The 26,175-nt window shown below is 73.2% G+C and carries 26 protein-coding genes and 1 tRNA gene; 14 read left to right on the forward strand and 13 right to left on the reverse strand.

The genetic code is table 11. The features are described from left to right. On the forward strand, positions 1-1,084 hold a 1,084-nt coding region (locus NQU55_RS35100; RefSeq protein WP_284702702.1), incomplete at its 5' end, for a vitamin B12 dependent-methionine synthase activation domain-containing protein. A 112-nt stretch (positions 1,085-1,196) separates the two neighbouring features. Then, on the forward strand, positions 1,197-1,685 hold the full coding sequence (locus tag NQU55_RS35105) for a nuclear transport factor 2 family protein (protein ID WP_168093155.1): 489 nt from the start codon (positions 1,197-1,199) through the stop codon (positions 1,683-1,685). A 46-nt stretch (positions 1,686-1,731) separates the two neighbouring features. On the opposite strand, the gene NQU55_RS35110 is transcribed toward NQU55_RS35105, so the two are convergent. The 5 genes from NQU55_RS35110 to NQU55_RS35130 all read right to left on the reverse strand — a co-directional run bounded on the left by NQU55_RS35110 (position 1,732) and on the right by NQU55_RS35130 (position 6,417). Beyond that, entirely contained in the window at positions 1,732-2,700 is a 969-nt protein-coding gene (locus NQU55_RS35110; protein ID WP_168093156.1) for an NHL repeat-containing protein, read from the reverse strand. A gap of 163 nt (positions 2,701-2,863) precedes the next feature. Next, on the reverse strand, positions 2,864-4,093 hold the full coding sequence (gene mshC / locus NQU55_RS35115; protein WP_168093157.1) for a cysteine--1-D-myo-inosityl 2-amino-2-deoxy-alpha-D-glucopyranoside ligase: 1,230 nt from the start codon (positions 4,091-4,093) through the stop codon (positions 2,864-2,866). 104 nt (positions 4,094-4,197) lie between these two features. Then, entirely contained in the window at positions 4,198-5,046 is an 849-nt protein-coding gene (locus NQU55_RS35120) for an SCO1664 family protein (protein ID WP_168093158.1), read from the reverse strand. Continuing rightward, positions 5,010-5,600 carry a DUF3090 domain-containing protein gene (locus tag NQU55_RS35125; RefSeq protein ID WP_168093159.1) on the reverse strand — a complete coding sequence of 197 codons (591 nt, stop codon included), beginning with the start codon at positions 5,598-5,600 and terminating at the stop codon, positions 5,010-5,012. Before NQU55_RS35125 ends, NQU55_RS35120 begins: the two co-directional genes overlap by 37 nt. A 112-nt stretch (positions 5,601-5,712) precedes the next feature. Then, entirely contained in the window at positions 5,713-6,417 is a 705-nt protein-coding gene (locus NQU55_RS35130; RefSeq protein ID WP_168093160.1) for a histidine phosphatase family protein, read from the reverse strand. Positions 6,418-6,541: 124 nt separating this feature from the next. On the opposite strand from NQU55_RS35130, the gene corA reads away from it, so the two are divergent. Beyond that, entirely contained in the window at positions 6,542-7,534 is a 993-nt protein-coding gene (gene corA / locus NQU55_RS35135) for a magnesium/cobalt transporter CorA (protein WP_168093161.1), read from the forward strand. A gap of 72 nt (positions 7,535-7,606) precedes the next feature. Here the strand turns inward: corA and NQU55_RS35140 are convergent, their stop codons facing one another. Together NQU55_RS35140 and NQU55_RS35145 are read right to left on the reverse strand one after the other, a co-directional pair. Further along, positions 7,607-8,395, reverse strand: a complete 789-nt coding sequence (locus tag NQU55_RS35140) for a ferritin-like domain-containing protein (protein WP_168093162.1) — start codon at positions 8,393-8,395, stop codon at positions 7,607-7,609. 232 nt (positions 8,396-8,627) lie between these two features. Beyond that, entirely contained in the window at positions 8,628-9,677 is a 1,050-nt protein-coding gene (locus NQU55_RS35145; protein ID WP_168093168.1) for an LLM class F420-dependent oxidoreductase, read from the reverse strand. 197 nt (positions 9,678-9,874) lie between these two features. Here NQU55_RS35145 and NQU55_RS35150 point away from each other — a divergent pair, with 197 nt between their 5' ends. Then, complete coding sequence (locus NQU55_RS35150) at positions 9,875-10,858, forward strand: aldo/keto reductase (protein WP_168093163.1); 984 nt, start codon at positions 9,875-9,877, stop codon at positions 10,856-10,858. After that, positions 10,855-13,062, forward strand: a complete 2,208-nt coding sequence (locus tag NQU55_RS35155; protein WP_256791799.1) for a helix-hairpin-helix domain-containing protein — start codon at positions 10,855-10,857, stop codon at positions 13,060-13,062. The genes NQU55_RS35150 and NQU55_RS35155 overlap by 4 nt, the downstream gene beginning before the upstream one ends. 45 nt (positions 13,063-13,107) lie before the next feature. Here the strand turns inward: NQU55_RS35155 and NQU55_RS35160 are convergent, their stop codons facing one another. Further along, a complete protein-coding gene (locus NQU55_RS35160) occupies positions 13,108-13,899 on the reverse strand; it encodes a hypothetical protein (protein WP_168093164.1) in 792 nt (263 codons plus the stop codon). Positions 13,900-13,946: 47 nt separating this feature from the next. On the opposite strand from NQU55_RS35160, the gene NQU55_RS35165 reads away from it, so the two are divergent. Continuing rightward, complete coding sequence (locus NQU55_RS35165) at positions 13,947-14,135, forward strand: DUF5703 family protein (protein ID WP_058045136.1); 189 nt, start codon at positions 13,947-13,949, stop codon at positions 14,133-14,135. 72 nt (positions 14,136-14,207) lie between these two features. Here NQU55_RS35165 and NQU55_RS36695 read toward each other — a convergent pair whose 3' ends face one another. The 3 genes from NQU55_RS36695 to NQU55_RS35185 all read right to left on the reverse strand — a co-directional run bounded on the left by NQU55_RS36695 (position 14,208) and on the right by NQU55_RS35185 (position 16,999). Continuing rightward, a complete protein-coding gene (locus NQU55_RS36695) occupies positions 14,208-15,098 on the reverse strand; it encodes a chaplin (RefSeq protein ID WP_308402309.1) in 891 nt (296 codons plus the stop codon). Between the two features lie 182 nt (positions 15,099-15,280). Further along, positions 15,281-15,514, reverse strand: a complete 234-nt coding sequence (locus NQU55_RS35180) for a chaplin (protein WP_168093166.1) — start codon at positions 15,512-15,514, stop codon at positions 15,281-15,283. A gap of 141 nt (positions 15,515-15,655) precedes the next feature. Further along, the gene (locus tag NQU55_RS35185) at positions 15,656-16,999 is read right to left on the reverse strand and encodes a M20/M25/M40 family metallo-hydrolase (protein ID WP_168093167.1); all 1,344 of its coding nucleotides are present in this window, start codon (positions 16,997-16,999) and stop codon (positions 15,656-15,658) included. 233 nt (positions 17,000-17,232) lie between these two features. Between NQU55_RS35185 and NQU55_RS35190 the strand changes: the two genes are divergently transcribed. The 6 genes from NQU55_RS35190 to NQU55_RS35215 all read left to right on the forward strand — a co-directional run bounded on the left by NQU55_RS35190 (position 17,233) and on the right by NQU55_RS35215 (position 21,602). Next, positions 17,233-17,317, forward strand: a tRNA-Leu gene (locus tag NQU55_RS35190). 256 nt (positions 17,318-17,573) lie between these two features. After that, the gene (locus NQU55_RS35195; protein ID WP_168094662.1) at positions 17,574-18,044 is read left to right on the forward strand and encodes a hypothetical protein; all 471 of its coding nucleotides are present in this window, start codon (positions 17,574-17,576) and stop codon (positions 18,042-18,044) included. Beyond that, positions 18,041-18,913, forward strand: a complete 873-nt coding sequence (gene bufB, locus NQU55_RS35200) for an MNIO family bufferin maturase (protein ID WP_206329725.1) — start codon at positions 18,041-18,043, stop codon at positions 18,911-18,913. The genes NQU55_RS35195 and bufB overlap by 4 nt, the downstream gene beginning before the upstream one ends. After that, positions 18,903-19,721 carry an HvfC/BufC family peptide modification chaperone gene (locus NQU55_RS35205; protein WP_168094663.1) on the forward strand — a complete coding sequence of 273 codons (819 nt, stop codon included), beginning with the start codon at positions 18,903-18,905 and terminating at the stop codon, positions 19,719-19,721. Before bufB ends, NQU55_RS35205 begins: the two co-directional genes overlap by 11 nt. After that, positions 19,718-21,112 carry a ferritin-like domain-containing protein gene (locus NQU55_RS35210; RefSeq protein ID WP_168094664.1) on the forward strand — a complete coding sequence of 465 codons (1,395 nt, stop codon included), beginning with the start codon at positions 19,718-19,720 and terminating at the stop codon, positions 21,110-21,112. The genes NQU55_RS35205 and NQU55_RS35210 overlap by 4 nt, the downstream gene beginning before the upstream one ends. Positions 21,113-21,191: 79 nt before the next feature. Next, a complete protein-coding gene (locus NQU55_RS35215) occupies positions 21,192-21,602 on the forward strand; it encodes a (2Fe-2S) ferredoxin domain-containing protein (protein ID WP_168094665.1) in 411 nt (136 codons plus the stop codon). Positions 21,603-21,676: 74 nt separating this feature from the next. Here the strand turns inward: NQU55_RS35215 and NQU55_RS35220 are convergent, their stop codons facing one another. Continuing rightward, positions 21,677-23,209 carry an APC family permease gene (locus NQU55_RS35220; protein WP_168094666.1) on the reverse strand — a complete coding sequence of 511 codons (1,533 nt, stop codon included), beginning with the start codon at positions 23,207-23,209 and terminating at the stop codon, positions 21,677-21,679. A 91-nt stretch (positions 23,210-23,300) separates the two neighbouring features. Next, positions 23,301-24,284: a hypothetical protein gene (locus NQU55_RS35225; RefSeq protein ID WP_168094667.1), complete on the reverse strand. Its 984-nt coding sequence runs from the start codon at positions 24,282-24,284 to the stop codon at positions 23,301-23,303. Positions 24,285-24,687: 403 nt separating this feature from the next. Here NQU55_RS35225 and NQU55_RS35230 point away from each other — a divergent pair, with 403 nt between their 5' ends. Further along, positions 24,688-25,575 (forward strand): DMT family transporter, encoded by an 888-nt coding sequence (locus NQU55_RS35230; protein WP_256791800.1) that lies wholly within the window; start codon positions 24,688-24,690, stop codon positions 25,573-25,575. 18 nt (positions 25,576-25,593) lie between these two features. Further along, positions 25,594-26,112, forward strand: a complete 519-nt coding sequence (locus NQU55_RS35235) for an NUDIX domain-containing protein (protein WP_168094668.1) — start codon at positions 25,594-25,596, stop codon at positions 26,110-26,112. The last annotated feature ends 63 nt before the right edge of the window (positions 26,113-26,175 follow it).

Consider the following 26,175-nt stretch of genomic DNA (forward strand, 5'->3'; position numbering starts at 1 on the left):
CCAGCGCAAGCTGGCCGCGCAGTACCCGGTGATCCTCGGCGGCGCGGCGCTCACCCGGGCGTATGTGGAGCAGGATCTGCATGAGATCTACGAGGGTGAAGTGCGTTATGCGCGTGATGCCTTCGAGGGTCTGCGGCTGATGGACGCGTTGATCGCGGTGAAGCGGGGGGTGCCGGGGGCGGTGCTGCCGGAGCTGAAGCAGCGGCGGGTGGCGAAGCGGGCGGCGACCGCGGTGCTGGAGGTGGAGGAGCCGGAGGGCTCCGTCCGCTCGGACGTCGCGATCGATAACCGGGTGCCGGAGCCGCCGTTCTGGGGCACGCGGGTGATCAAGGGGATCGGGCTGAAGGACTACGCGTCCTGGCTCGACGAAGGCGCCCTGTTCAAGGGCCAGTGGGGCCTGAAGCAGGCCCGCGCCGGCGGCCCCACCTACGAAGAGCTCGTGGAGACCGAAGGCCGCCCGCGCCTGCGCGGCTGGCTGGAGAAGCTCCACACCGACAACCTGCTGGAAGCGGCCGTCGTCTACGGCTACTTCCCGTGCGTGAGCAAGGGCGACGACCTGATCCTCCTCAACGAGGACGGGAGCGAGCGCACCCGCTTCACGTTCCCGAGGCAGCGGCGCGGGCGGCGGCTGTGCCTGGCGGACTACTTCCGGCCCGAGGAGTCAGGCGAGCGCGATGTCGTGGGCCTGCAGGTCGTCACCGTCGGCTCCCGCATCGGCGAGGCAACGGCCGAACTGTTCGCCGCCGACGCCTACCGCGACTACCTCGAACTCCACGGCCTGTCCGTCCAGCTCGCCGAAGCCCTCGCCGAATACTGGCACGCCCGCGTCCGCGCCGAACTCGGCTTCGCCAGCGAAGACCCCGACGACGTAGAAGACATGTTCGCCCTCAAGTACCGCGGCGCCCGCTTCTCCCTCGGCTACGGAGCCTGCCCCAACCTCGAAGACCGCGCCAAAATCGCCGACCTCCTCCAGCCGGAACGGATCGGCGTCCACCTCTCCGAGGAATTCCAGCTCCACCCCGAACAGTCCACCGACGCCATCGTCATCCACCACCCGGAGGCGAAGTACTTCAACGCGCGCTGAGCGCAGACCGCAGGGGTCGAAGGGAACGGGCACGCACCGCGCGACGGTGCGTGCCCGTTCCCTTTCTCACGGGGCTTGACCTCAAGCTTGGTTGAGGACAGAGGCTTTGGTCATGGACCTGAACCAGATGCACGAACAGCTCCGCGCCCTCACCGACCGCGCCGCCGTCGAACGCCTCGTCACCCGCTACCTCCGCTCGCTCGACGAGGGCCCGTTCGACGCCGCGTGGGCCCGCACCTTCTTCACCGACGACGCGTGGAGCGAGACGCCCGTCGGCGTGTACGAGGGGATCGACGCCCAGCTGTCGTCCACCGGTGGGGCCATGGCGCTCTTCGAGCGGACGGTGCACTTCGGGACGAACCTCGACGTCGAGCTGGACGGCGACCGCGCCGCACTGCGCTGGAACCAGCTGAGCACCCACGTCCTGAAGGAGGACGGCGGCCCGGAGGGGGACGGCGGGGCGCGAGGGGAACGGCTCTTCGTCTCCGGCGGGCACTGCGAGGCCGAGGCCGTCCGGAGCGCCGACGGCGCCTGGCGCTTCCGGCGGCTGGCCCTGCGCATCGCCTGGACGCAGGGCCGGCCGCCGGTGCTGCCCGCCTGAGGGGCACGCGGGGGCCGCGGAGGCGGGGCCGCGGGGGCCCGCCTCCTCAGTGCACCTGCCGCACCGCCACCACGTTGTAGTCCGTCGTCGGCGTCGGCGGCTCCGTGAAGCGGGAGTTGGGCAGGTAGAGGCGGTTGCCGTACGCGGCGACCGTCGTCGGGATCCGGAACCGCGGGTCCGTGATCCGGGTGACCACCGTGCCGCGCAGGCCCGTGGCGTCCATGTGGAAGACGTCCACGGCGTTCTGGATCTGCTGGACGACGTAGAGCGTGCGGCCGAGCAGCAGGGCGCCGTCCCCGTCGGGGAGCTTCGCCCCGCCGAGGTCGACGCGGCGTGCGTCGCCGCTGCGGGGGTCGACGCGGTAGAGGCTCCCGCCGTTCGCGTAGACGTTGATGACCAGCAGCCCGCGGCCGTCGGGGGTGCGCTCCAGCCCGTTGGTGGTGAAGCCCTCGGCGGGGGCCTCCGTCCACTCGCCCTTCAGCCGCAGGGTCACCACGTCGCGCGGGGCCGGCAGCTCGCCGCGCGGGCCGAGCGGCAGGCCGTAGAGCTGGGACTGGGTCGAGTCGGTGAACCAGGCGGCGCCGGGCGTGAGCACCACGTCGTTGATCACGGTGGCGGGCCTGCCGACCTCGTACGAGGCGAGGATCCGCCCGCTGTAGCCGTCGACGACGCGCAACTGGCGCGAGGCCCCGCCCGCGATGAAGACCCGGCCGTGCCGGTCGGTCTTGATGCCGATGGACATGGCGTCCGTCCCGGTGGGGACGATCTCGCCGCGGCCCGTCGCCAGGCTCGCGCGGTAGAGCGAGCCCCCGCCGAGCGAGCCGAACCAGGCGTACGGGCCCGGGCCCGTCGCGATGCCCTCGGGCCGGAAGCCGTCAGGGAGGGGGAAGTCGGTGGGCCACAGGCCTCCGGCCGGCTCCGCGCGGGCCGCCGTGGCCAGGGGGCCGGCGGCGGCCAGCGTCCCCAGCGCCGCACCGGCGCCCAGGAGTCTTCGGCGGGAGAGGGAAGCTGCCATGGCGGTCGTCCTTCCGACGGGACCCGGAGGCCGGCTGATCGGCCGACCGGCTCACGGAAGCACAGCCCGCGGGGCACCACGCCGCACACGCGGAGATCTTCACAAATGAAGGGGGGCGCTCCCGGTGGAGAGCGCCCCCTGTGAGGTGTGCGGTGTCAGCGCGTCAGAGCGCGACGCCCAGCAGCGCGTCGACGGCCCGGGAGACGACGCCGGGCGCGCCCTCCTCGGTGCCGCCGTCGGCGGCCTGGGCGGCGGCCCAGCGGTCGACGGCCGCGAGGGCGCTCGGCGAGTCGAGGTCGTCCGCGAGGGCCTCGCGGATCTCCTCCACCAGCGCGTCGGCGGACGGGCCGTCGGGGCGCGAGACGGCGGCGCGCCAGCGGCCGAGGCGCTCCACGGCCTCGTGCAGGACGGCGTCGGTCCACTCCCAGTCGGCGCGGTAGTGGTGCGCGAGGAGCGCGAGCCGGATCGCGGCCGGGTCGACGCCGTCGCGGCGCAGGGCCGAGACGAAGACGAGGTTGCCCTTGGATTTGGACATCTTCTCGCCGTGGAGCGCGACCATGCCGGCGTGGACGTAGGTCTTGGCGTAGGGGTGCTCGCCGGTGAGCACCTGGGCGTGCGAGGCACCCATCTCGTGGTGCGGGAAGACGAGGTCGGAGCCGCCGCCCTGGACGTCGAAGCCCATGCCGAAGTGCTCCAGGGCGATGGCGACGCACTCGATGTGCCAGCCGGGGCGGCCGGGGCCGAGCGAGGCGCCGTCCCAGCTGGGCTCGCCCGGGCGGGCGGCCATCCACAGCATGGGGTCCAGGGGGTTCTTCTTGCCGGGGCGGTCCGGGTCGCCGCCGCGCTCGGCGGACAGCAGGCGCATGGCCTCCGCGTCCAGGCCGGAGATCGCGCCGAAGTGCGTGTCGGACTCGACGGAGAAGTAGACGTCGCCGTCGAGCTCGTAGGCGGCACCGGCGTCGCGCAGCCGCTCCACCAGGGGAACGATCTTCGGTATCGACTCGACGGCACCGATGTAGTGCTGCGGCGGGAGCATCCGCAGCGCGGTCATGTCCTCGCGGAAGAGGGCGGTCTCGCGCTCGGCGAGCTCGGTCCAGTCGTCACCGTTGGCGACGGCGCGCTCGAGGAGCGGGTCGTCGATGTCGGTGACGTTCTGGACGTAGTGAACCTGCCGCTTGGTGTCGAGCCACACGCGCTGAACGAGGTCGAACGCGTTGTAGGTCGCCGCGTGTCCCATGTGGGTGGCGTCGTACGGCGTGATGCCGCAGACGTAGATACGGGCGACGGGGCCGGGGACGAGAGTGACTCGTCCGCCGGTCGCGGTGTCGTGGATCCGGAGGTCGCGGCCACTGCCGGGCAGGGCGGGAACCTCAGAAGCGGGCCAGGCATGCATGTCACGAGCGTAACCGGACGCATGTTCCGGATACGAACCGGATCCGGCTGTTGGCCGAACAGGCGCTCTTGCGGCGAGCACGAAAGATGTGCTTCGGCCGGCACTCAGACCGGCGGCCACGGGATGGCCGGCCACTGCCCGCTCGGCTCGCGGTGCCGCCCCGTGCGCAACAGCTCCGCCACCCGCCCCCGCAGCGCCTCGATCTCCCCGGGCGTGATCAGCTCGGCGAGCCGCCCGGCCAAGGGGCTCCCGTCGGCCAGATTGGCCGAAAGCCGCCGCAGCGCCTCCAGCGCCTCCTCCGTCAGCGGTTCGCCCGCCCAGCCCCAGAGCAGCGTCCGCAGCTTGTCGTCCGCGTTGAAGGTCACACCGTGGTCGATGGCGTACAGCCGGCCGTCCGCGGCGGGCAGCAGGTGGCCGCCCTTGCGGTCGCCGTTGTTGATCACCGCGTCGAGGACGGCCAGCCGCCGCAGCCGTTCGTCGTCGGCGTGCACGAGCAGCGCGGTGCGGTCCCCGCCCACGTCGGCCAGGCCGACGGCCTTCCAGCCCGGGCCCGGCTCCGCGCCCTCGACCAGGGCCAGGAGCCGCTCACCGCCCTCCTCCGCGTCCTCGGGGGCGTCGATCCACATCTGGCACATGCCCGGGCCGTAGGGGCCGTCACGCAGCACCGTGGGCGGGACGAGCCCCCACCCCATGGCCTCGGAGAGCTCGTAGGCGGCGACCTCGCGCTGGGCGAGGGTGCCGTCGGGGAAGTCCCACAGGGGCTGCTCCCCCGCGACGGGCTTGTAGACGCAGGCGGCGCTCACGCCCGCGTACTCGACCGTGCAGTACAGCACCGCGTTGGACGCCTCGGCGATCCGGCCGCGCACCGTCAGCTCGCCCTTGGCCAGCAGTTCGTGCGGGGTCACGCTCCCCGGCGTCACGCCCCGCGGCGGTATCCGTTCTGGCGCGGACATACGTGTCCTTCCGGGTCGAGCGGCAGGCTGCACAGCGGGCAGGGCGGGCGGCCGGCGTTCACGACCTCCAGGGCGCGCTTGGCGAAGGCGCGGGCCATGGTGCCGGTGATCCGCACGCGCAGCATCGGCGGGCCGTTCGCCTCGTCCTGCAGGAGGCGCTCCTCGGCCTCGGCGAGGTCCTCGTCGGTGTCGGCGTCCAGCTCGACGAGGGCCTGCGCCTCGACGATCATGCGCTGGTGCTCGCCGTCCCAGGCCAGGGCCATGGTGCCGACGCGGAACTCCTCCTCGACGGGGGTCTCCAGCGGGGCCGTGTCGCTGAGCTCGGCGGGGGCCACGGCGGGCACCGGGGCGCTGCCGCCGGTGCGCCGGACGACCTCGTCGAGCAGTTCGTCGATGCGCTCGGCGAGCGCTTCCACCTGGGCCTTCTCCAGGGCGACGCTCGTGGTGCGGCCGGCCGCGGTGGCCTGGAGGAAGAAGGTGCGGCGGCCAGGCAGCCCGACCGTACCGGCGACGAAACGGTCCGGCGGGTCGTAGAGGAACACCTGACGGGACAACGTCCTGCTCCATTTGGTTCGGGGCGGTTCGGGCGGTCGGGTCTTCTCCGGGTGCCGGGTCAAGGGTGGAGAGGCGGACTGTGCCGCGCCACCACCCTACTGCGCGGCGCGATCACGGTGCCCCCGCCCCGCCCCCCACGACGCCGTCCGCCTCGGGGCTCCGCGCCTGTGCGGGGGCCTCGCCGGGCGGCACGAGGCCGCGCAGGTCTCCGGTGTCCCCGAGGCGCACCAGGAAGGGGCGCAGCCGGGTGTAGCGGATGGCCGTGACGGAGCAGGGGTCGACGGCGATGCGCTGGAAGAGGTCCAGGTGCAGGCCGAGGGCGTCGGCGACGAGCGCCTTGATGATGTCGCCGTGCGTGCACACGACGTAGCAGGCGTCGTGCCCGTGCGCGGCCTCCATCCGGTCGTTCCAGTCGCGGACGGCGTCGACGGCGCGGGCCTGCATGGCCCGGACCGACTCGCCGCCCGGGAAGGCCGCGGAGGACGGGTGGCGCTGGACGACCTCCCAGAGCGGTTCGGCCGTGAGTTCGGCGATGGTGCGGCCTGACCAGTCGCCGTAGTCGCACTCGCCGACGCGCTCGTCGGTGTGCAGCGGCAGGCCGGGGCGGGCGGCCAGGAGGGGCGCCAGGGTCTCGTGGCAGCGCTGCAGGGGGCTCGTGACGGCCGCCGCGAGCGGTACCTGCGCGAGCCGGTCCGGGAGGGCGGCGGCCTGGGCGGTGCCGCGCTCGTCCAGGGCGATGCCGGGGGTCCGTCCCGCGAGCACTCCCCCGGTGTTGGCGGTGGACCGGCCGTGCCGGACCAGGATCAGCGTGGGCATGGCGCCCACCCTAATCCCGTGCCCGCGGCTGATTCCCGTGCCCGCGGGCGGCCGTCCGGCCCGGCGGAGCGATTCCGCGCCGCTCCTGCCGGGTGTCGTGTGTGAAGGCGCGATCAGCGGCAAAATGCCCTGCGTGATCGTGGACTGTGCCATCTACCGCGACGGGCGCCGCACCGAGGGCCCCGCCGACTTCTCCGACGCCCTCGACGAGGCGCGCGCCGCGGGGGACTCCTTCCTGTGGGTCGGGCTGCACGAGCCGACGGAGAAGGAGTTCGACCTCATCACCAGCGAGTTCAACCTGCACCCGCTGGCGGTGGAGGACGCCCTCAAGGCCCACCAGCGGCCCAAGCTGGAGATCTACAACGGTTCGCTGTTCCTGGTGCTCAAACCCGTCACGTACGACGACGACGCGGACACCGTCACGACGGGCGAGCTGATGCTGTTCGTCGGCGACTCCTTCGTCGTGACCGTGCGGCACGGCGAGGGCAGCCCGCTCGCCCAGGTGCGGCAACGGCTGGAGCAGGAGCGCGAGGTGCTGCGGCACGGGCCCACGTCGGTGCTGTACGCGGTGTGCGACGCGGTCGTGGACCACTACATTGAGGTGGCCGGCGAGCTCCAGGCGGACCTGGAGGAGCTGGAGGCGGAGGTGTTCGCCCCGCTGGGCGGGGACACCCGCAACACCGCCTCGCGGATCTACTCGTTCAAGCGCCAGGTGCTGGAGTTCCGCCGGGCATCGGCGCCGCTGGCCGACCCGATGGCGCGGCTGGCGGGCGCGGGCGTGCCGTTCGTGCCGGAGCGCTCGCAGCCCTTCTTCCGCGACGTGAACGACCACCTGATGCGGGCGAACGAGTCGGTCGAGGGCCTGGACCGGCTGCTGTCGGACATACTGTCCGCCCACCTCGCGCAGATGGGCGTCCAGCAGAACGACGACATGCGCAAGATCTCGGCGTGGGCGGCGATGGCCGCGGTCCCGACGATGATCGCCGGGGTCTACGGGATGAACTTCGACCACATGCCGGAGCTGCGGCAGCCGTGGGGCTATCCGGTGGTCGTGGTGCTGATGGCGGTGCTGGTGTTCTGGCTGCACCGGATGTTCAAGCAGCGCGGCTGGCTGTGAGGGCGCACCGGCCTGTCAGCGCACCGGCGGAGACCGTGCCGGGGGAAACCGTTCCGGCCCCGTCCCGCCGCGTCAGGCGAACTCCGGTGCCGTCTCCGCCGGTCCGCCGAGCGCGTTGCGGCGCCGCGGCATGCGCAGGGTGACCATCCGCCGCCAGCCGACGAGCCGCTCGTAGCGGTGCAGCGCCCGGATGCCGAGCGACAGCACGAGGGCCTTCGGCCGGGACCAGCCGAGGAGGGCGCCCATGCGCTCCATGAAGGCCAGGCTCACGTCCCGGTAGACGCGGATCTCGGCGCGGGCGCTCTCGCGCAGCACCGCCCGGATGGTCCGGCCGTGCCCGGCGCGCGCCAGGCGCAGCAGCTCCTCGTGGCAGTACGCGAGGTGGTTGGCCTCGTCGGCGGCGATCATCCGGAGCGCCCTGCCGACCTCGGGGTGGTCGCCGAAGTGCGCGGTGAGCATCCGCATCTGGTCGGCGGCGCGCTGTTCGGTGACGCGGCTGTGCGCGAGGTAGGTGACGATGTCCTCCTCGGTCAGCGGCCGTTGGCCGCGGAGCAGGGCGTGGGGCAGGCCGATGCCGCGGCGTTCGAGGAGCATCGTGTAGTCGGTCCCGGCGGGCACCGGGGCCGGGGCGAGGCCGCGTCTGCGCAGCAGGGCCTCGAAGATGCGGCCGTGCTTGTCCTCGTCGGCGCCGTGCCGGGCGATCTTCGGTGCGAGGGCCCGCTGTTCCCCGGGGACGAGGGCGGCGATCCGGGCGTTCTCCCAGCCGCCCTGCGTCTCACCGCTGGCCGCGATGGAGCAGAAGAGCCGGTAGGCCTCGTCGTCGTCGAGGATCTCCTGGAACAGGCTTCTGGCCGAGAGCATGACGGACACACCTCCGTTCACGGCGCACTTCGGGTATGTCCCGTGAAACCCGAGTCAAGTGCCATGCCGGGGAAGCAGCAATCGGGGAGCGGCGTCCGCTCGGCCGAATGCGCGACACCGAAGGCGGTGCGCGGCGCGTAACCCCGCACCCGTACGGGCGTTGTCCTCTGTACCGGCCGTGGCGGGGAAGACACCCCGAGCCCCCACCACGGCCGTCGGCTCCGCTCGTCCGTCACGCCAGGCCGGCGCGCTCCAGGGCCTCGACGCCCGCCCGCAGGCCGGCGATCCGCTCGTCCAGGGTGAAGCCCGCCGGGGCGAGCGACAGGGTGGTCACGCCCGCGGCGGCGTAGGCCTGCATGCGGTCGGCGATGCGCTCCACGGAGCCGATGAGGGCGGTGGAGTCGATCAGGTCGCGCGGGACGGCCGCGGCGGCGCCCGCCTTGTCGCCCGAGAGGTACTTCTCCTGGATCTCGGCGGCGGCCTTCTCGTAGCCCATGCGCTGCGCGAGCTTGTTGTAGAAGTTCTGCTTGGCGCTGCCCATGCCGCCGACGTAGAGCGCGGTGTACGGGCGGAAGAGGTCGGCCAGCCCGTCGACGTCGTCGCCCACGGCCATGGGGACGGTCGGGACGACGTCGAAGCCCTCCAGTTCCTTGCCGGCCTTCGCGCGGCCGGCGCGCAGCGCGCCGAGCGTGGTCTCCTCGGCGTGCTCGGGGGCGAAGAAGACGAGGAGGGCGCCGTCGGCGATCTCGCCGGTCTGCTCCAGGTTCTTCGGGCCGATGGCGGCGATGTACAGCGGGATGCGCTCGCGCACGGGGTGGACGGTGAGCTTGATGGGCTTGCCCGGGCCGCCGGGGAGCGGCAGGGTCCAGTTCTCGCCCTCGTGGGTGAGGCGCTCGCGGGACATGGCCTTGCGGATGATCTCGACGTACTCGCGGGTGCGGGCGAGCGGCTTGTCGAACCGCACGCCGTACCAGCCCTCGGAGACCTGCGGGCCGGAGACGCCGAGGCCGAGCCGGAAGCGGCCGCCGGAGAGCGAGTCGAGGGTCGCGGCGGTCATCGCCGTCATGGTGGGCGTGCGCGCGGGGATCTGGAAGATGCCCGAGCCGATGTCGATGCGCTCGGTCTGCGCGGCGACCCAGGACAGGACGGTGGCCGCGTCGGAGCCGTAGGCCTCGGCGGCCCAGCAGACCGAGTAGCCGAGCCGGTCGGCCTCGCGGGCGACGGCGAGGTTGTCGGCGTCCATGCCGGCGCCCCAGTAACCGAGGTTGATCCCCAGCCTCATTCCACTCATGGCGGGCTCCCCTTACCGATCAGTAACGTCGTTGTTTGCGGGGACTGTAGCGCGCAGACGCGGGGTACGTCACCGACCGGCCGCCGTCCCCCTCCGGAGTGGGTCCGCGGCGCGGGGTCCACGGGGTGCCGCGGGGCGTTGTCCACAGGCGGCCCCGGCGCGGGCCGCGGCCAGTAACCTCAGCGCTCATGGAACTAAGGCATCTCGGCCGCACGGGCCTGCGGGTATCCCGGATCGGGCTCGGCACGCTCACCTGGGGCCGGGACACCGACGAGAACGGCGCGGCCGAGCAGCTGAAGACCTTCTGGGAGGCCGGCGGCACCCTGGTCGACACCGCGGACGTGTACGCGGACGGCGCCGCCGAGTACCTGCTCGGCCAGCTGATGGAGGACCTCGTGCCCCGCCGCGACCTGGTCATCGCGACGAAGTCCGGCAGCGTCCCCGACCCCGACCGGCGCTTCGACGGCTCGCGCGGCTACCTGCTCTCCGCGCTCGACGCCTCCCTGGAGCGGCTCGGCACGGACCACGTGGACCTGTGGCAGATCCACGCCTTCGACCCTCACACGCCCGTCGAGGAGACCCTGCAGGCCGTCGACATCGCCGTCGCCAGCGGCCGCGCCCGCTACGCCGGCGTGTCCAACTTCTGCGGCTGGCAGCTCGCCAAGGCCGCCACGTGGCAGCTCGCCGCCCCCGGTGTGCGGACGCGCCTGGCCGGCACGCAGATGGAGTACTCCCTGCTGCAGCGCGGCATCGAGCGGGAGGTGCTGCCCGCCGCGCTCGACCTCGGGATCGGCGTGCTGCCGTCCTCCCCGCTGGGCCGCGGCGTGCTCACCGGCAAGTACCGCCACGCGACGCCCGCCGACTCCCGGGGCGCCTCCGAGCACCTGGCCCCCTTCGTCGCCCCCTACCTCGACGAGACCGCCGGCCGCGTGGTCGACGCCGTCGCCACGGCCGCGGACGGCCTCGCCACCACGGCCCTGAAGGTCGCCCTCGCCTGGGTCCGCGACCGCCCCGGCGTCGTCGCCCCGATCGTCGGCGCGCGCACCGCGCAGCAGCTCAGGGCCACGCTGTCAGTGGAGAGCCTTACGCTTCCCGACGAGATCTGCCGAGCGCTGGACGATGTGTCGGCGCCCGTGCACCGCTATCCCGATCAGGACTGGAGCACCCTGTGAGCACCGATCGCCGCGCCGGCGACCCCGCGCCGAGCGGCACCCGGACCCCCGGCGGAGACCCCTCTTCTCCGTCGCGCGGCAGCGCCGAGCCCTCCGACGCGCAGCAGGCCGCGCAGCCGACGCCGGACTCCCCCGCGGCCGGCGACGACGCACAGGCCGGGCACACCGCCGCCGCTTCCGGGGCGGAGCCGGACGCTGCGCCCGACGGCCCGCCCGCTCCTGACGCCGAGGCCGCCACCGCCCCGCCCGGCGCCACGCCCTCGTCCGGCGGCGCCGAGGCCGCCTCCGGTGCGGAGTCCGCCCCCGCTCCGGGCTCGCCCAAGAGCGCCGTCGCCGAAGCGCTCGCCGCGGCCGTGCGGGCCGTGGAGAGCGGAGAGCGCTCCGCGGCGTCGTTCTTCACCGAGCCCGCGCGCCCCGCCCGCAAGGCCGCGCCCGCGCGCCCGGCCCGTCCGGCGGCCCCCGCGCCCGCCCCCGCCGCGGGCCCCCGTATCGGTGCGGAGGGCCTCGCCGGCGTGCGCGAGGTCCTCGCCGCCGGCGGCGCCCCCGAGTCGCTGGCCGTCCCGGTCGCCGAAGCCCTGGGCGAGCAGGCCGCCGAGGCCCTGCGCGAGGATCCCTGGCAGCTGCTGGCCGTCCCCGGCGTGCGGCCCGAGCAGGCCGACGGGTTCGCCCGCGCCCTGCTGGGCCCGGAGGCGGGCCCCGGTGACGAGCGCCGGGCCCGGGCCCTGACCGTCCGGGTGCTGGAGCGCGCCGCGCTGGAGGGGCACACCGTCCTGGAGGCCCCGGCCCTGCGCGCCGCCCTGGCCCGTCTCGCCGTGCCGGATCCGGACGAGGCCCTGCAGTCCGCCATCGCCGAGGGCACGGTCCTGGTGTTCCAGGAGGCCGTGGAGCCCGGGCCGGGCGCCCCCGCGCCTCAGGGCGAGGACGAGGAGGTCCCGGTCCGGCTGCTCCTGGGCCTGGACCGCTGCGCCATGGCCGAGGAGAGCCTCGCCGACGGCCTGGCCCGGCTGATCAGCACCTTCACGGCAGGCCCCGAGGAGTGGGAGCCCGCGGCGGCCGCCGCCCCCTCCCCGTCCGCCGCCGAGCTGATCCGCGCCGCCGCGTCCGCCGGCCTCGTCACGCACAGCGGCGGCGAGGCGGCCCGCGCCGAGCCGGCCGCCCTCGTGGCCGCGGCCCGCTCCCTGGGCCTGCGCGCGTACGCCGCCGTGCACACCGAGGACGGCCGCCGGCGCCTGGCCGCGGCGGGCGATCCGGAAGCGGTCACGGTGGCCGGTCTGCTGTCCGGCGCGGAGGGCCCCGGCCGGGACGAGGACGGCGCCCTCGCCCTCGACGTGCTGGCCGTCCTGGACGCACCCCGGCTCGACGTCGAGACGGCCGCGATGCTCGTGGAGTCGCTCGCCGACGGCACCCGCCTGGTGCTCAGCGGCGACCCGGCCGTGCTGTGGTCCGCGGGCCCGGGCCGGGTGTTCGCCGACGTGGTGGCGGCCCGCGTCTGCCCCGCGGTCGTCTCGCGCACGCCGGACGAGGGCCCGGTCGGCGAGCTGGTGTCGGGCATCGGCATCGGCGAGCTGTCGCAGCCGGCGGCCCCCGGCAAGGAGGTCGTGATCGTCCCGGTGCGCGATCCCGGCGAGGCGGTGCACCGCACGGTGCAGCTGGTGGCGGATTCCATCCCGCGCGCCATCGGCGTGCCCGCCGAGCACACCCAGGTGATCACCCCCGGCCACGGCGGCCCCGCCGGCACCCGCGCGCTCAACGCGGCGCTGAAGGAGCGGCTGAACCCCGGCCCCGGCCGGTTCGGCGGCTTCGACCCGGGAGACCGGGTGGCGTACGTCCCAGCCCCGGGCCGGATGCTCCCCGGCACGGTGACCGGAGCGGAGGCGGAGGGGCTCCGGCTGGACTGCGGGGGTTCGTCCGTCCTCGTCCCGCGGGAGCGCGTGGCCGAGACCGTGCGCCACGGCTGGGCCGTCACCGCCCACCAGGCGGCCGGCACGCGCTGGCCGGCGGCCGTGGTCGTCCTCCCGGGCGACGCGGCCTCCACGCTGACGCGCTCGTGGATCTATACGGCGTTCGGCCGGGCCGAGCGGCACCTGTCCGTCGTGCACGGCGTGGACCAGGCGCTGCCCCGCGCCGTCGCGGAGGTCCCGGCCAAGGAGCGGACGACCCGGCTGCGGGCGCTGCTGCAGGCCCACAACCGCCCGTCCGAGTGAGACCGCCCTGTTCCGGGCCCGGGCGTCCGCCGGGCCCGGAGCGGGTCAGGCCTTCGTCGGCGAGTGCGGGGCGCCGCCGCCGGCCCCGCTCCCCGGAGTTCCCTCCAGGGCATCCTCGTCGATGACGTCGTCGTCGATCCCGTCGTCGATCCCGTCGTCGCCGTCGTCGTCGCTGTCGTCGTCATCGCCGTCGTCATCGCCGTCCAGGTCCTCGTCGAAGACCGCGCTGACGTCGAAACGGCAGATCACCCGCTGCGGGTCGGCCTGCTCGAAGGGCGCCGACAGCCACTCCCCCGGCTCGGCGGGCTCGTCCGATGCGGTGACCCAGAGCGTGGAGTCGCCTTCCTCCAGGCCGAATTCCTTGTGCCGCGAGGCGATCTCGTCCGGCTCGTACTCACCGAAGATCACCCCCAGCGCGGCGTGCACGCTGCCGCCCACGTTGCCCACGGCGGCCGCACCGGCGGGGCCGGCCGGCGCGTCGACGTCGGGGTCGAGGTCGGCCACGCGCTGGGCCTGGGCGAGGAGCCGCTGCGGCTCGACCACCGCGTAGTCCCGGCGGATCAGCAGGCTGAGTGCGCTCGGCTCCTCCGGCCCCGCGTAGGCGGGCAGGGTGTCGTCCCCGGGGATCTCGAAGGGGGTGACCTCGTCGTAGGCGTCGTAGAGCAGCTCGTCGTACGCCTCGGCTGTCGCGGCCAGCTCGTTGAACGCGGCGTAGACGGCCGGGTCGTCCTCCCCCGACCGGCGTTCGACGGCGTCGAGGTGGCGGTCCAGAGCGGCTTTGACCGCCTCGGCGGCGGCGCGTACCTCGGCAGCGGATGGCTGCGCAGCATCAGACATAGTGCAGACGCTATCCGCACAGGGCCCGTTCCCGCACAATAGATGCGATGCCGGAATACGAATTCTGTGATGTGTATGTGCCGCGGGGGGTCTCCCGGGGTGCCGCCACACGCCTGCTGACCGACCACGCCGAGTACGGACACTGGGAGTTGGACCGACTTCGCCTCTACCCCGACGGCAGCCGCAAGGTGCGGCTGCGCCGCAGGATCATCCGCCAGGTGCGCGCCACCTGGTGACACGCAGACGGAGCGGGTCCCGCGTCGCGGGACCCGCTCCGTGCTGTGCGAACCGCTTCCGGGTGATCCGGGTCAGTTCTGTCCGGCACGCGCGCGGCGGTAGATGACCGCGCCGCCGAGCAGCAGACCGGCGCTGGCGGCGCCGGCCATGCCCAGCTGGCCCGCGCCGGTGTGCGCGAGCTCGACGGCCTTGGCCGCCGGGCCGGTGGCCGCGGCGACGGCGGGGGCCGCCTTGTGCTCGGCCTTCACCTCGGGGGCGGGGGTGTGCGCGGCGTCCGTCCGCGCGGGCTTGTGCCCGGCGGAGACGTGGGTGGCCGGCTTGTCCTTGCCCGGGGTGTGACCGCCCGGCTTCTGGTGGTCCGACGAGTGGTCCGCCGGCGGCTTGTGGCCGTGGTCCCCACCGGGCGGGTTGTGGTGCGGCGGCTTGTGGGTGCCGTCGTGCCCGCCGGGGTGGCCGGGCTTGCCCGGGTGACCAGGCTTGCCCGGGTGGCCCGGGTGGCCCGGCCATCCGTGACCGTCGCCCTCGTCCACGTTGGCGCACTTGTTGCCCGTGGTGTGGTTGCCCACGCCGACGACGTTGACGCTGTTGCCGCAGGCGTTGACCGGCACGTGGACCGGGACCTGGATGGTGTTGCCCGAGGCCACACCGGGCGAGTCGGTGCTGGCGCCGTGGGCACCGGAACCGCCGTGCCCGTGGTTGCCGCCGCCGTTGCCCTTGCCACCGTGGTGACCGCCACCGTGGTGTCCGCCGTTGACACAGGTGTTGCCCGAGGCCGGGTTGAGCGCCCCGATCACGTTCACCGTGTTGCCGCAGGCGTTCACCGGCACGTGGACCGGGACCTGGATGGTGTTGCCCGAGGCCACACCGGGCGAGTTCGACGCGTGGCCGCCGGCCCCGGACGACGCCTGGGCGTAGCTGCCGGTCACGGCTGCGAGTACGCCACTCGCCGCCGCTGCAGTCATCAGGCCCTTCTTCGTGACCTGTCGCATGAGTCCTGCCTCTCTGCTTGCGCTATACGGATACACGCCAGCAATAGGGACAAAGTGCCCACATGCTTGCGTATCGAAAGCCCGGGCGGCTCCGGAGTGCACGCAAGTCACTCCGGAGCCGCCCATGTCAGACCCTTACGGGTTGAGGCACGACGTCAGTCGTTGACGCAGGTGTTGCCGAACGTGGGGTTGAGCAGCCCGACGATGTTGATCGAGTTGCCGCAGACATTCACGGGGACGTGGACCGGAGCCTGGATGACGTTGCCGGAGACCACGCCGGGCGAGTTCACGGCGGCCCCCTGGGCGCCGGAGTCCGCAGCGGCCAGGCCAGCACCCGCGAGCACGAGACCACCGGTAACGGCCGCGGAAGCGACGACCTTCTTGATCATGGATTCCTCCTTGTTGGCAATGCGGTCCCAGCCGCGGACCGCACACCTGTAACGACGAGGAGGTAATCGGGCTACGCAACCCTCAGATCATTCACTCGTTACGGTTAACTCGGCACAAATTTACGGAGTTTAGATCTGATCTCAGCACTGATCGAGGAATCGGTCGAGAACACGTGCGCCGAACTTCAGGCCCTCCAGGGGCACTCGTTCGTCGACGCCGTGGAACATGCCGGCGAAGTCCAGCTCCGGCGGCAGCTGCAGCGGCGCGAAACCGAAGCACCGGATGCCCAGGTCGTCGAAGGACTTCGCGTCCGTGCCGCCCGAGAGCATGTACGGCACGGCGCGCGCGATCGGGTCCTCCGCCTTCAGGGCCGACTGCATGGCGTCGACGAGCCTGCCGTCGAAGCTCGTCTCCAGCGCCTTGTCCGCGTGCACGTCCTCGCGCCGGACCCGCGGGCCGAGGATGCGGTCGAGGTCGGCGAGGAACTCCTCCTCGTACCCCGGCAGAAACCTTCCGTCGACGTGCGCCGTGGCCTGCCCCGGGATGACGTTGACCTTGTAGCCCGCGCCCAGCATGGTCGGGGCGGCGGTGTTGCGGAGCGTGGTGCCGATCATCTTGGCGATGCCGCCGAGCTTGGCGAGCGTCGTCTCCATGTCCTCGGGGTCGAGCGGCGTGCCGAGTGCGTCGGAGAGCTCGTCGAGGAAGGAGCGCACGGTCTTGGTCATCCGGACCGGGAACTCGTGCCGCCCCAGCCGGCCGACCGCCTCGCACAGCTCGGTGATCGCGTTGTCCTTGTTGGTCATCGAGCCGTGGCCGGCGGTGCCGTCGACCGTGAGCCGCATCCAGTGCATGCCCTTCTGGGCCGTCTCGATCAGATAGAGCCGCAGGTTCTCGTTGACCGTGAAGGAGAAGCCGCCGACCTCGCCGATCGCCTCGGTCACGCCCTCGAAGAGCCCGGGGTGCTTGTCCACCAGGTGGCGCGCGCCGTAGACGCCGCCGGCCTCCTCGTCCGCGAGGAAGGCGAGCACCACGTCGCGCGGGGGCTTGCGGCCCGTGCGCATGCGGTCGCGGACGACCGCGAGGGTCATCGCGTCCATGTCCTTCATGTCCACCGCGCCGCGGCCCCACAGGCACCCGTCCGCGATCTCGCCCGCGAAGGGGTGGTGGGTCCAGTCGGCGGCGTTGGCCGGGACGACGTCGGTGTGGCCGTGGATGAGGAGCGCCGGCCGGGAGGGGTCCTCGCCCTCGATCCGCGCCACGGTCGAGGCGCGCCCCTTGTGGGACTCGAAGATCTGCGGTTCGAGCCCGACCTCGGCGAGCTTCTCCGCCACGTACTCGGCGGCGGCGCGCTCGCCCGGCCCGGAGTGGTCGCCGTAGTTGCTGGTGTCGATCCGGATCAGATCGCGGCAGAGGTCGACGACCTCCTCCTCGCCGCCCCTGCCGCCCTTGCCCGCCCCGGCCCCGGCCGGCTTCGACTCGCTCACGCTGCCTCCTCCTGGTTCGCTGCCGTGGGCCGCCCCGGGGAGGGCGGCCCACGGCGTGGGTCCTCCGCCATCCTCTCTCTCCGGCCGCCGCAGCCCAAGGCCGCAATGCTGCCGACATCCGCCCGCCACATCCGCCGGGATCCGCTCCACCGGCCATGTGATCGAGCACCCCCAGATCTTTGGTATTGTTTTCCTCGTCGGAAGGGCAGCGGCCCGGAAGACGAAAACACCTAGTCCGGGTGGCGGAATGGCAGACGCGCTAGCTTGAGGTGCTAGTGCCCTTTATCGGGCGTGGGGGTTCAAGTCCCCCCTCGGACACAGGCTGAGGCTCCAGTTCATCTGGGGCCTCATTGCTTTTCCCGGCCGTCCCACGGCTTCCTCCCGGCTGCTTCCCGTGCCGTTTTCCGGTCGCTTTCCCGGCCCCTCGTCCCGGCCGGGCCCGGGCCCCGGTCCGGAGCCCGTGGCCGGATGTCCCGCATGGCCCGTTCTCTCCCTCCCGCGCTCGCGGTCCGCCCTGCCACCGTGTGGGGTCGCACGTCTCCACCACGTCGGTGAGCGAGAGGAGCGAGTGGCCATGACTGCCGAAGCGAACCGGGACCGCGACCCCGTCCCGCCCCCCAAAGAACTCCACGTCTGTATGGGCCTGAACTCCTGCCAGGGGCTCGATGCCGGCGGCGACGCCACGATGGCGGGCACCGGCGCCTGCGCGACCGTGCAGCACGTGTGCCACGGCGAGGGCGAGTGCCGGGGACAGGGCGGGTGCGGCTACGCCGGCGGCGACTACGCGCAGTTCCACCCCGGCGAGCAGGAGTGCCGGTACAACGGCAGCTGCGCCAGCCCGATCAACAAGGGCCGCGTCTTCTCCGCGGGCCCGCTGAAGGGCAGGAGCGTCTGGAAGCAGGCACGCAGGCTCTTCGAGGCCCGGATGTACGCGGCCGGCAAGGCATTCGGCCCGTCGCCCGGCGAGGGCATCGACGACGACTGCATGCCCCAATACGACGACTACGGCCCCCACGACGTCCCCGGCCCGGGGGCGGGGGCGTGACGGAGGCGCGGCGGGCGGTGACGGCCCCCGACCCGCCCGGCGCCCGGCCGGGCCCGTCCGGACGTCCCGGCTTCGGTCTCGGGCTGCGCAGCCCGCACCTCCCCTACATCCGCGCGCACCGGCCGCCGGTCGGATTCTTCGAGATCATCTCGGAGAACTTCATGTACGCGCAGGGCGCCCGGCGCCGCGTGCTGGACGAGATCGCGGATGCCTACCCCCTCGTGCTGCACGGCGTGTCCTTGTCCATCGGCAGCACGGACCCGCTCGACCACGACTACCTGCGCCGGCTCAAGCGCCTCGCCGACGAGGTGGGCGCGCTGTGGGTGTCCGACCACCTCTGCTGGACCGGCGTCCTGGGTCTCAACACCCACGACCTGCTGCCGCTGCCCTTCACCGAGGAGTCGCTGGCCCACGTCGTCCGGCGCGTCCGCACCGTGCAGGACGTCCTGGAGCGCACGCTCGTGCTGGAGAACCCCAGCAGCTACGTGGGCTTCCGCGCCTCCACCCTCACCGAGTGGGAGTTCCTGGCGCGCACGGCCTGCGAGGCGGACTGCGGACTGCTGCTCGACGTCAACAACGTCCACGTCTCCGCGTTCAACCACGACTTCGACCCGGTGGAGTACCTGCGCGCCCTGCCGCACGAGCGCGTGGTCCAGATGCACCTGGCCGGGCACACCCACTACGGCAGTCACATCGTCGACACCCACGACGCCCCCGTGGCCGAGCCGGTGTGGGAGCTGTACCGGCTGGCCGTGGAGCTGACGGGCGGCGGCGTTCCGACGCTCCTGGAGCGGGACGACAACCTGCCGGCCTTCCCCGAGCTGCTGGCCGAGCTCGACACGGCGCGGGCGGTGGCCGGTGGCGGATGACGCGGAGGACGGGCTGGCGGAAGCGCAGCGGCGGATGCAGGCGGCGATCCTGGACCCGTACGGAACGGGCCCGTGCGCTCCCGAGGAGATCTTCACCGGCTCCTCCAGGCTCACCGCGCGCGAACGGCTGCGCGTCTACCGCAACGGCTACCGGCTGCGCCTGCTGGGCACCATGCGCGGCCTGCACCCGGGGGCCGTCCGGCTGCTCGGCCAGGAGATCTTCGACCAGTTCGCGCTGGACTACCTGGACGCCCGGCCGCCGCGTTCCCCCACCCTCGCCCGTCTCGACGCGGGCTTCGCCGGCCACCTGCGGCGCACGCGCCCGGACACCGCTCCCGGCGCCGCCCGCGAGGCGTGGATCGACCTGCTCATCGACGTGGTGCGGTACGAGCGGGCGTTCACGGAGGTCCTGGACGGGCCGGGGCCGGAGGAGACCGGCGCCCCCGCCCGAACCGCCTCCGCCCGAACCGCCTCCGCCGGGCCCTGCCCGGCCCCCGGACTGACGCTGCTGCGCACCTGCGCCCCCGTACACCTCTATGTGGCGGCGGTGCGCGGGGGCGAGGACCCCGAGCCCCCGGAGCCGCAGGCGACCTTCCTGGCACTGGCCCGCCGCGACTGCACGGTGGTGGCCCACGAGCTCGCCCCGGACGCCCACCGGGCTCTCGGCGCACTGGTGCGCGGGGTCCCCCGGCAGGAGGCGCTGGAGGGAACGCCGCCCGGTACGGCGCGCGCGTGGCTGGCGGACTGGACGGCCCGGCACCTGCTCGTGACCTGCCCGACCCCCCTTCCCCGAACGGAGGAGCCATGAACAGCACGCCGCGGCTCGCGGTCACGAAGCCCCGGAGCGGGAAGATCGAGACGCTGGACGAACTGAGTGCGCACCTGTGCGCCGCCGCGTACGTGGAGCTCTCCACCGTGCCGATGTACCTGTACGCGGCGTACTCGGTGAAGACGCGCGGCTATTCGCAGTGGGCTCTGGGGAAGCCGGCCCAGAGCGACCTGATCGGCGTGGTCATCGAAGAGATGCAGCACATGGCCCTCGCCCGGAACGTGCTGGTCTCGATCGGCCGCGGTGACGACCTCCGGCTCTACGCGAAGGAGTCGGTGCCCACGTATCCGGCGCCGATGGCCCACCGGATTCCCGAGCTGATGCTGAACCTGCGGCGCCTGTCCAGCGCGCAGGTCCAGACGTTCTTGGAGGTCGAACTCCCGGAGTCGGAGAAGAAGCAGACCGAGGCGGTCGACATCGTCGACTACCACTCCCTCGGGGAGTTCTACAAGTACATCGAGGACGGCATCACCTATCTGAGCACCCCGGCGGCGGGGGGCGAACAGATCAAGTGGGCGGACCTCGCCGCCAGGAATCTGTGGCAGCTCCAGTACCACCGCGGTTACTGGAACCAGAACGGAGGCGCGCAGCAACCGCTGCTGGTCACCGACGAGAAGACCGCGCTCGCCGCGCTGAAGGTGATCGTCGAGCAGGGCGAGGGCGCGCCGCACGACAGGGGCCACATCGACCCGATCTACCCACCCCCGCTGATCGGGGAGCTCCGGAGGACGGAGGACTCCCACTACACCAAGTTCCTCCGCATCCGGCAGGGAGTGGACGGCATCGGTGCCGTCAAGGACGACAACGGGCAGGAGAAATACACGATCGACAGCTCCGAGGTCGTCTGGCCGGTCATCGACAACCCGACGATCGAGCAGGTCAACGACGTCCCGGTGCGGAAGCTCATGGTCCTCTCCGACGCGGCCTACTGCTACGTGCTGGCGCTGCTCGACAAGATCTATCAGACCCGCACAACGGTGGACGGGACCCAGCCGTTCCGGCAGGACGAGCGGTACGGCTACGAGCGGGGCTTCATCGCCGCCATGCAGGGCGTGCTGTACCCGATCGCCGATCTCCTGATGCGCACGCCGTTCCAGGACGGCGACCTCAAGGACAGGAGCGTGGGCACCGTGAACGCGGGCCCGCCCTTCCAGTACCACGCGTTCACGGTCCGGAGCCAGTCGAAGAAGGCCGGTCAGAAGAAGGGAAAGGCCGCCGCCCGGCAGTACTGGAAGCCGCAGGAGGACCTGGCCGCCCTGTGTCGTGAGGTGACCGCGTTCTATCCGGAACTGGGCGGCGACGACGGCGTCGAGCGGCAGATCCGTCTGCTGCCCGACTTCGAGCTGGACGTACCGTCCGGCAAGGCCTGAACCGTCCGCGTCCGGACGCCGTGCGGGGCTTCCTCCCACGGCGGCCGGGCCGCGGGGGCCCGTGCGTATCATCTGGCGGATGATCACCAACCATGCGCGCGGCCCGAAGCCGGCGACCGCGTCCGCCCCCTGCCGTGTCACCGTCTGCCGCGGCTGCTGCTGCGGCGATCCGCGGAAGGTGCCGGGGGTCGACCACGCCGGGCAGATCCCGCGGCTGCGGAAGGCGTTGGGCGATGCCGCCCAGGTGCGGGCCTCCGAGTGCCTGGACGTGTGCGACCAGGCGAACGTGGTGGTCGTGCAGCCGTCGGCGGCGGGGCGGGCGGCCGGCGGGCGGCCCGTGTGGCTCGGGCTCGTCAACGACGACGACGTGCTCGCGGACGTGGCGGACTGGATACGGGCGGGCGGGCCGGGGCTGGCGGAGCCGCCCGGGGTGCTGGACCTGTATGCGTTCACGGTGTCGCGGCGGGTGGGGAAGGGCGTGGAGGAGTAGGCCCGCGAGCCGCTGCCCCTCACGTTCCTCTCCCCGCCCCTGCTCTTTCCGCTCCCCCGTCCGCCCGCTCTTCGTCAGTCCCCGCGCGGTCCGGCCGCCGAGGCCGCCTTCTCCAGCTGGAACGCCTCGTTGCCGAGGCCGATGCTGCCGTGCACCGCGGGGCGCAGGTACTTGAGGACGACGCCGTAGCCGATGCCGGCGAGGACGGCCGCGCCGATGGTGCCCGGCAGGATCCAGCGCAGGGGCGATCCGGGGTCGGCGCCGAGCAGGACGTCGAAGTCCTTGACCGCGTACACGGCGATGACGACGAGGGCGGCCCCGGCGACGCCGGAGGCGATCAGGCGCGGCGCCTGCGTGCGCGCGGCGCCGCGCCGGATGAAGAAGGCGATGACGGCGGCGGACGCGGCGGCCATCAGCACGATGATGCCGAGGGCGCCGACGTTGCCGCTCCAGGTGAACAGGCGCAGGACGGGTGCGGTCGGGTCGCCGTGCGGGCCGCCGTCGGTCACGGCGAAGAGGAGGACGGCGATCAGCGAGACGGCGCTCTGCAGCAGGGAGCCGTGGGCCGGGGCGCCGCTCGCGCGGGAGGTGCGGCCGACGGCGGCGGGCAGCAGGCCCTCGCGGCCCATGGCGAAGGCGTAGCGGGCGACGACGTTGTGGAAGCTGAGCATCGCGGCGAACATGCCGGTCACGTAGAAGACGTGCATGACGGTGGTGAAGGTGCTGCCGAGCCGTTCCTCGGTGAGGGCGAAGAGCAGGTCCGGGCCCTTCTCCTGGGCGAGGCCGACGACGGAGTCCGGGCCGGCGGCGACGCTGAGAGCCCAGGAGCTCAGGGCGAAGAAGAGAGCGACGAAGCCGACGGCGAGGAAGGTGACGCGGGCGACGACGACGTTCGGGCGGCTGGTCTCCTCGGCGTAGACGGCGGCCTGTTCGAAGCCGACGAAGGCCGCGATGGTGAAGCACAGGGCGGTGCCGAGGCCGCCCCCGCCGAGGGTGGCGGGGTCGAAGGCGTGGAGGGAGACGCCCTGCGGGCCCGGGTCGGCGAGGCCGGCGAAGTCGAAGGCGACGACCATCACGCACTCGATGAGCAGCAGGACGCCGAGCACCTTGGCGCTGAGGTCTATCTTCAGCCAGCCGAGGACGCCGACGACGAGGACGGCGGCGAGGGCGGGGACCCACCAGGCGACGGCGAGGCCGAGGTGCTTGTCGAGCAGGCCGGAGAGCTCGTAGCCGAAGATGCCGTAGATGCCGAACTGCATGGGGCTGTAGGCGACGAGGGCGACGACGGAGGCGGCGGCGCCGGCCGTGCCGCCGAGGCCGCGGGCGATGTAGGCGTAGAAGGCGCCGGCGTTGTGGACGTGGCGGCTCATTTCGGCGTAGCCGAAGCTGAAGAGGGTCAGCACCACGCCGAGGATGACGAACAGCAGGGGCTGGCCGACGATGGCCATCGTCCCGTAGGTGGTGGGCATGACGCCCGCCGTCACCATCAGGGGCGCGCTGGCGGCGACGACCGACAGGAGCAGACCGGCGAGGCCTATGCGGTCGGCGCGCAGGCGTCTGTCCTGCCCCTTGAACGTGCTGATCTCGCTCGTCGTGCCCGTCGTCATGGCGGGGTGGTCCTTCCCATGGGTGAGCGGGGGGTGATCGTAGGGGATGCGCGCGGCCGGGCGGCGTCGGGCCGGCCGGGCCGGTGGCCGGTCAGGCCGAGCCGAGGGCGGCGCGGCGCGCGGCCCGGAAGGCCTTCGCGGGGTCCCGGTCGGGGTAGGACCAGGGGGCGCGGGTGGCGTGCGGGCCGATGCGGGTGAGGAGGGCGGCCGCCTCGGCGAGCCGGCCTTCGTGGAGCTTGGCGTGGGCGAGGTAGTTCAGGTCGGCCTTGCGCCGGGGGTGGGCGCTGCCGGCGGCGTTGTCGTCGACGTCCCATTCGAGCCACCAGTCGAAGGCGGCCTTCATCACCTGGCGGGCGCGGCGGCTGGTCCAGTGGCCGGAGCGGGCCGGGTCGCCGGGCTCGACGCCGGCGCGCGCGAGGACGCGGTAGCGCTCGGCGTGGGCGACGACGGGCAGCACGGCCAAGGGCGAGTCCGCGGGGGCCTGTTCGGCGGCCCAGGCGGCGAAGTCGTAGACCTCGTGCAGGGGGTCGTCGCGGTCGCCCTTCTGGTGCTCGGCCAGGCACGCGGCCATGAGGTGGTGGGCGTGGTGGTGGTCGCGGTGACGGGCGCGTACCTGGTCGAAGGCGCGGACGCGCTCGTCGTCGGTGCCGGTGCGGCGGGCGAGGATGAGGACGGCGAGCCAGGGGGACGGGTCGGCGGGGGCCATCCTGGCGGCCGTCAGGCAGGCGGCGCGCGCCGCCTCGGGGCTGTCCTTGCCGCTCACGGCGCGGAAGACGGTGGCGCAGGCGAGGAGGGCGGCGGCGTCCGGGCTGTCGGGCTCGGCGAGCTGCCACTCGCGGGCCCAGGCGACGCTGGAGGGGCCTTCGGCGAGGACGACCAGGCGGTGGCCGCGGCGGTCCCAGTCGTCGCCGGTCTCGGCGAGGAGGTTGCGGGCCTCCGACCAGCGGCCGCGCGCCAGGGCGTCACGGACGGTGGCCAGTTCGGCGTCGTCGAGGGCAGGGTCGAAGGTCACTCCGTCCTTGTTCCGGGAGCGGGCAGCCCGGGCCGCTTTCCCAAGGGGGGGCGGGGGCGTCATCTGCGGGCTTCCTCCACGGCGTACGTCCCCTCCGGCCGCCGGGTCGGGGCGTCCGCATTCATCCATGTCAGTCACGCACAGCAAAGCGGTAGTCACGGCTCCGAGTCAAGACCCGATCTTGGCTCTGACACGTCATCAACTCACAAGCCGTCAGTTCCGGTTACCGTCGTTCACTCCCTCCGGACCGTGACGCCCGGGCCATGGATACATCCATGGGCCCGTCCATGGGTACAGCTTGCCGAAGAACAGCAGTTCGAACGATCCCGGGGCACTCCCGGGCGGTGTCGACCGTTGGAGGGGATGGCCGCCCGAAAGAGGGGTACCCGGCCGTCACACCGCCCACAAGGCGGCTATCGTTTTTCTGTCAAGTCCCCGACGACCGAATGGTCTTGAGGTGCGCGACGTGTTGGTCTTCGCCTTCGCCGTGAGCGCGGCCTGCTGCCTGGGCATCGGCTTCGTCCTCCAGCAGAACGCCGCGCAGCGGGCCCCGATGAGCGACTTCCTCTCCCTGCGGCTGCTGCTCGACCTGGTCCGGATGCCGCGCTGGCGGGCCGGCATCGGGATGATGGTGTGCGGCATGGTGCTCGGCGCGATCGCGCTGAACCAGGGCGAGGTGTCGCTGGTCGAACCCCTGCTCGCGACGAACCTGCTCTTCGCCATGGCCCTCTCCCGTCGGCAGACCCGCCAGCCCCTGGGCCGTACGGGCTGGGGCGGGCTGTGGCTGCTGGCCGGCGGCGTCGCGGCGTTCATCCTCGCGGGCCGGCCGCACGGCGGCGCCACCGTCACCGATCCGCTGCGGCACTGGCTGGTCATCGGGGTGATGCTGGGCGGCGCGCTCGCGATGGCGGCGATCTCCAAGCGCGTGCGGATGAGCGTCGAGGCGCCGCTCCTGGGAGTGGCCGCCGGGCTGCTCTACGGCGTCCAGGACGCCCTCACGCGCGTCAGCGGCGAACGGCTCTCCGAGCACGGCTGGACCGCGTTCTTCCTGAGCTGGCAGCCGTACGGGGTGCTCGTCCTCGGCGTGACGGCGCTGGTGTTCGTCCAGAGCGCCTTCGAGACGGCGCCGCTGCGGCTGTCCCTGCCCGCGCTGACCGCCGCCCAGCCGCTCGCGGGGATCGCCTGCGGCGTGGGCTTCCTCGGCGACCGGCTGCACACCTCGCCCGCCGCGCTGGCCTGGGAGGCCGCCGGGCTGGCCGCCATCGTGACCGGCATCGTGCTCATCGGGCGGCACCCGGCCATGCCGTCGGGCAGCTCCGAATTCGACCGCGTGCGCGACCTCCAGCCGCACTGACGCTGGTTTCATGGGGGCATGAGCGATCAGACACCGCTGCCGGCGGACGAACTGCTGGACATCGTCGACGAGCAGGACCGGGTGGTGGGGCAGGCCGCGCGCGGCGAGTCGTACGCCCTGGGGCTGCGGCACCGCTGCGTGTTCGTCCTCGCCCGGGACGCGGAGGGGCGCGTCTTCGTCCACCGGCGCACGCCCGGGAAGCTGATCTTTCCCTCGCGGTACGACATGTTCGTGGGCGGGGTCGTCGGGGCGGGCGAGACGTACGACGAGGCGGCGCTGCGGGAGGCCGAGGAGGAACTGGGCGTCCGGGGCCTGCCGGCCCCGGACCCGCTGTTCCGGTTCCTGTACGAGGGGCCGGGGGGCTCGTGGTGGTCGGCGGTGTACGAGGTCCGCTGCGAGGCGCCGGTGCGGCCTCAGGCGGAGGAGGTCGCCTGGCACGCGTTCCTCTCCGAGGAGGAACTGGAGGAGCGCCTCGGGGAGTGGGAGTGGGTGCCGGACGGCTTGGAGGCGTACCGGCGGTTGCGGGCGCGCGGCTGACCACCGCGGTGCGGCGGCCGGCCGCGCACCCCGGGCGAGAGCGGCGGCGCCGGGCCCGCGCCC

It is taken from the genome of Streptomyces telluris (assembly GCF_024519335.1).
Lineage (GTDB): Bacteria > Actinomycetota > Actinomycetes > Streptomycetales > Streptomycetaceae > Streptomyces > Streptomyces telluris.

Excerpts from the sequence above, each read along its gene's own strand:
- NQU55_RS35105 (WP_168093155.1), top strand. The coding sequence starts at position 1,197 with ATGGACCTGAACCAGATGCACGAACAGCTCCGCGCCCTCACCGACCGC.
- NQU55_RS35110 (WP_168093156.1), bottom strand. The coding sequence starts at position 2,700 with ATGGCAGCTTCCCTCTCCCGCCGAAGACTCCTGGGCGCCGGTGCGGCG.
- mshC (WP_168093157.1), bottom strand. The coding sequence starts at position 4,093 with ATGCATGCCTGGCCCGCTTCTGAGGTTCCCGCCCTGCCCGGCAGTGGC.
- NQU55_RS35120 (WP_168093158.1), bottom strand. The coding sequence starts at position 5,046 with ATGTCCGCGCCAGAACGGATACCGCCGCGGGGCGTGACGCCGGGGAGC.
- NQU55_RS35130 (WP_168093160.1), bottom strand. The coding sequence starts at position 6,417 with ATGCCCACGCTGATCCTGGTCCGGCACGGCCGGTCCACCGCCAACACC.
- corA (WP_168093161.1), top strand. The coding sequence starts at position 6,542 with ATGCCCTGCGTGATCGTGGACTGTGCCATCTACCGCGACGGGCGCCGC.
- NQU55_RS35140 (WP_168093162.1), bottom strand. The coding sequence starts at position 8,395 with ATGCTCTCGGCCAGAAGCCTGTTCCAGGAGATCCTCGACGACGACGAG.
- NQU55_RS35145 (WP_168093168.1), bottom strand. The coding sequence starts at position 9,677 with ATGAGGCTGGGGATCAACCTCGGTTACTGGGGCGCCGGCATGGACGCC.
- NQU55_RS35150 (WP_168093163.1), top strand. The coding sequence starts at position 9,875 with ATGGAACTAAGGCATCTCGGCCGCACGGGCCTGCGGGTATCCCGGATC.
- NQU55_RS35160 (WP_168093164.1), bottom strand. The coding sequence starts at position 13,899 with ATGTCTGATGCTGCGCAGCCATCCGCTGCCGAGGTACGCGCCGCCGCC.
- NQU55_RS35165 (WP_058045136.1), top strand. The coding sequence starts at position 13,947 with ATGCCGGAATACGAATTCTGTGATGTGTATGTGCCGCGGGGGGTCTCC.
- NQU55_RS36695 (WP_308402309.1), bottom strand. The coding sequence starts at position 15,098 with ATGACTGCAGCGGCGGCGAGTGGCGTACTCGCAGCCGTGACCGGCAGC.
- NQU55_RS35180 (WP_168093166.1), bottom strand. The coding sequence starts at position 15,514 with ATGATCAAGAAGGTCGTCGCTTCCGCGGCCGTTACCGGTGGTCTCGTG.
- NQU55_RS35195 (WP_168094662.1), top strand. The coding sequence starts at position 17,574 with ATGACTGCCGAAGCGAACCGGGACCGCGACCCCGTCCCGCCCCCCAAA.
- NQU55_RS35210 (WP_168094664.1), top strand. The coding sequence starts at position 19,718 with ATGAACAGCACGCCGCGGCTCGCGGTCACGAAGCCCCGGAGCGGGAAG.
- NQU55_RS35215 (WP_168094665.1), top strand. The coding sequence starts at position 21,192 with ATGATCACCAACCATGCGCGCGGCCCGAAGCCGGCGACCGCGTCCGCC.
- NQU55_RS35220 (WP_168094666.1), bottom strand. The coding sequence starts at position 23,209 with ATGACGACGGGCACGACGAGCGAGATCAGCACGTTCAAGGGGCAGGAC.
- NQU55_RS35225 (WP_168094667.1), bottom strand. The coding sequence starts at position 24,284 with ATGACGCCCCCGCCCCCCCTTGGGAAAGCGGCCCGGGCTGCCCGCTCC.
- NQU55_RS35235 (WP_168094668.1), top strand. The coding sequence starts at position 25,594 with ATGAGCGATCAGACACCGCTGCCGGCGGACGAACTGCTGGACATCGTC.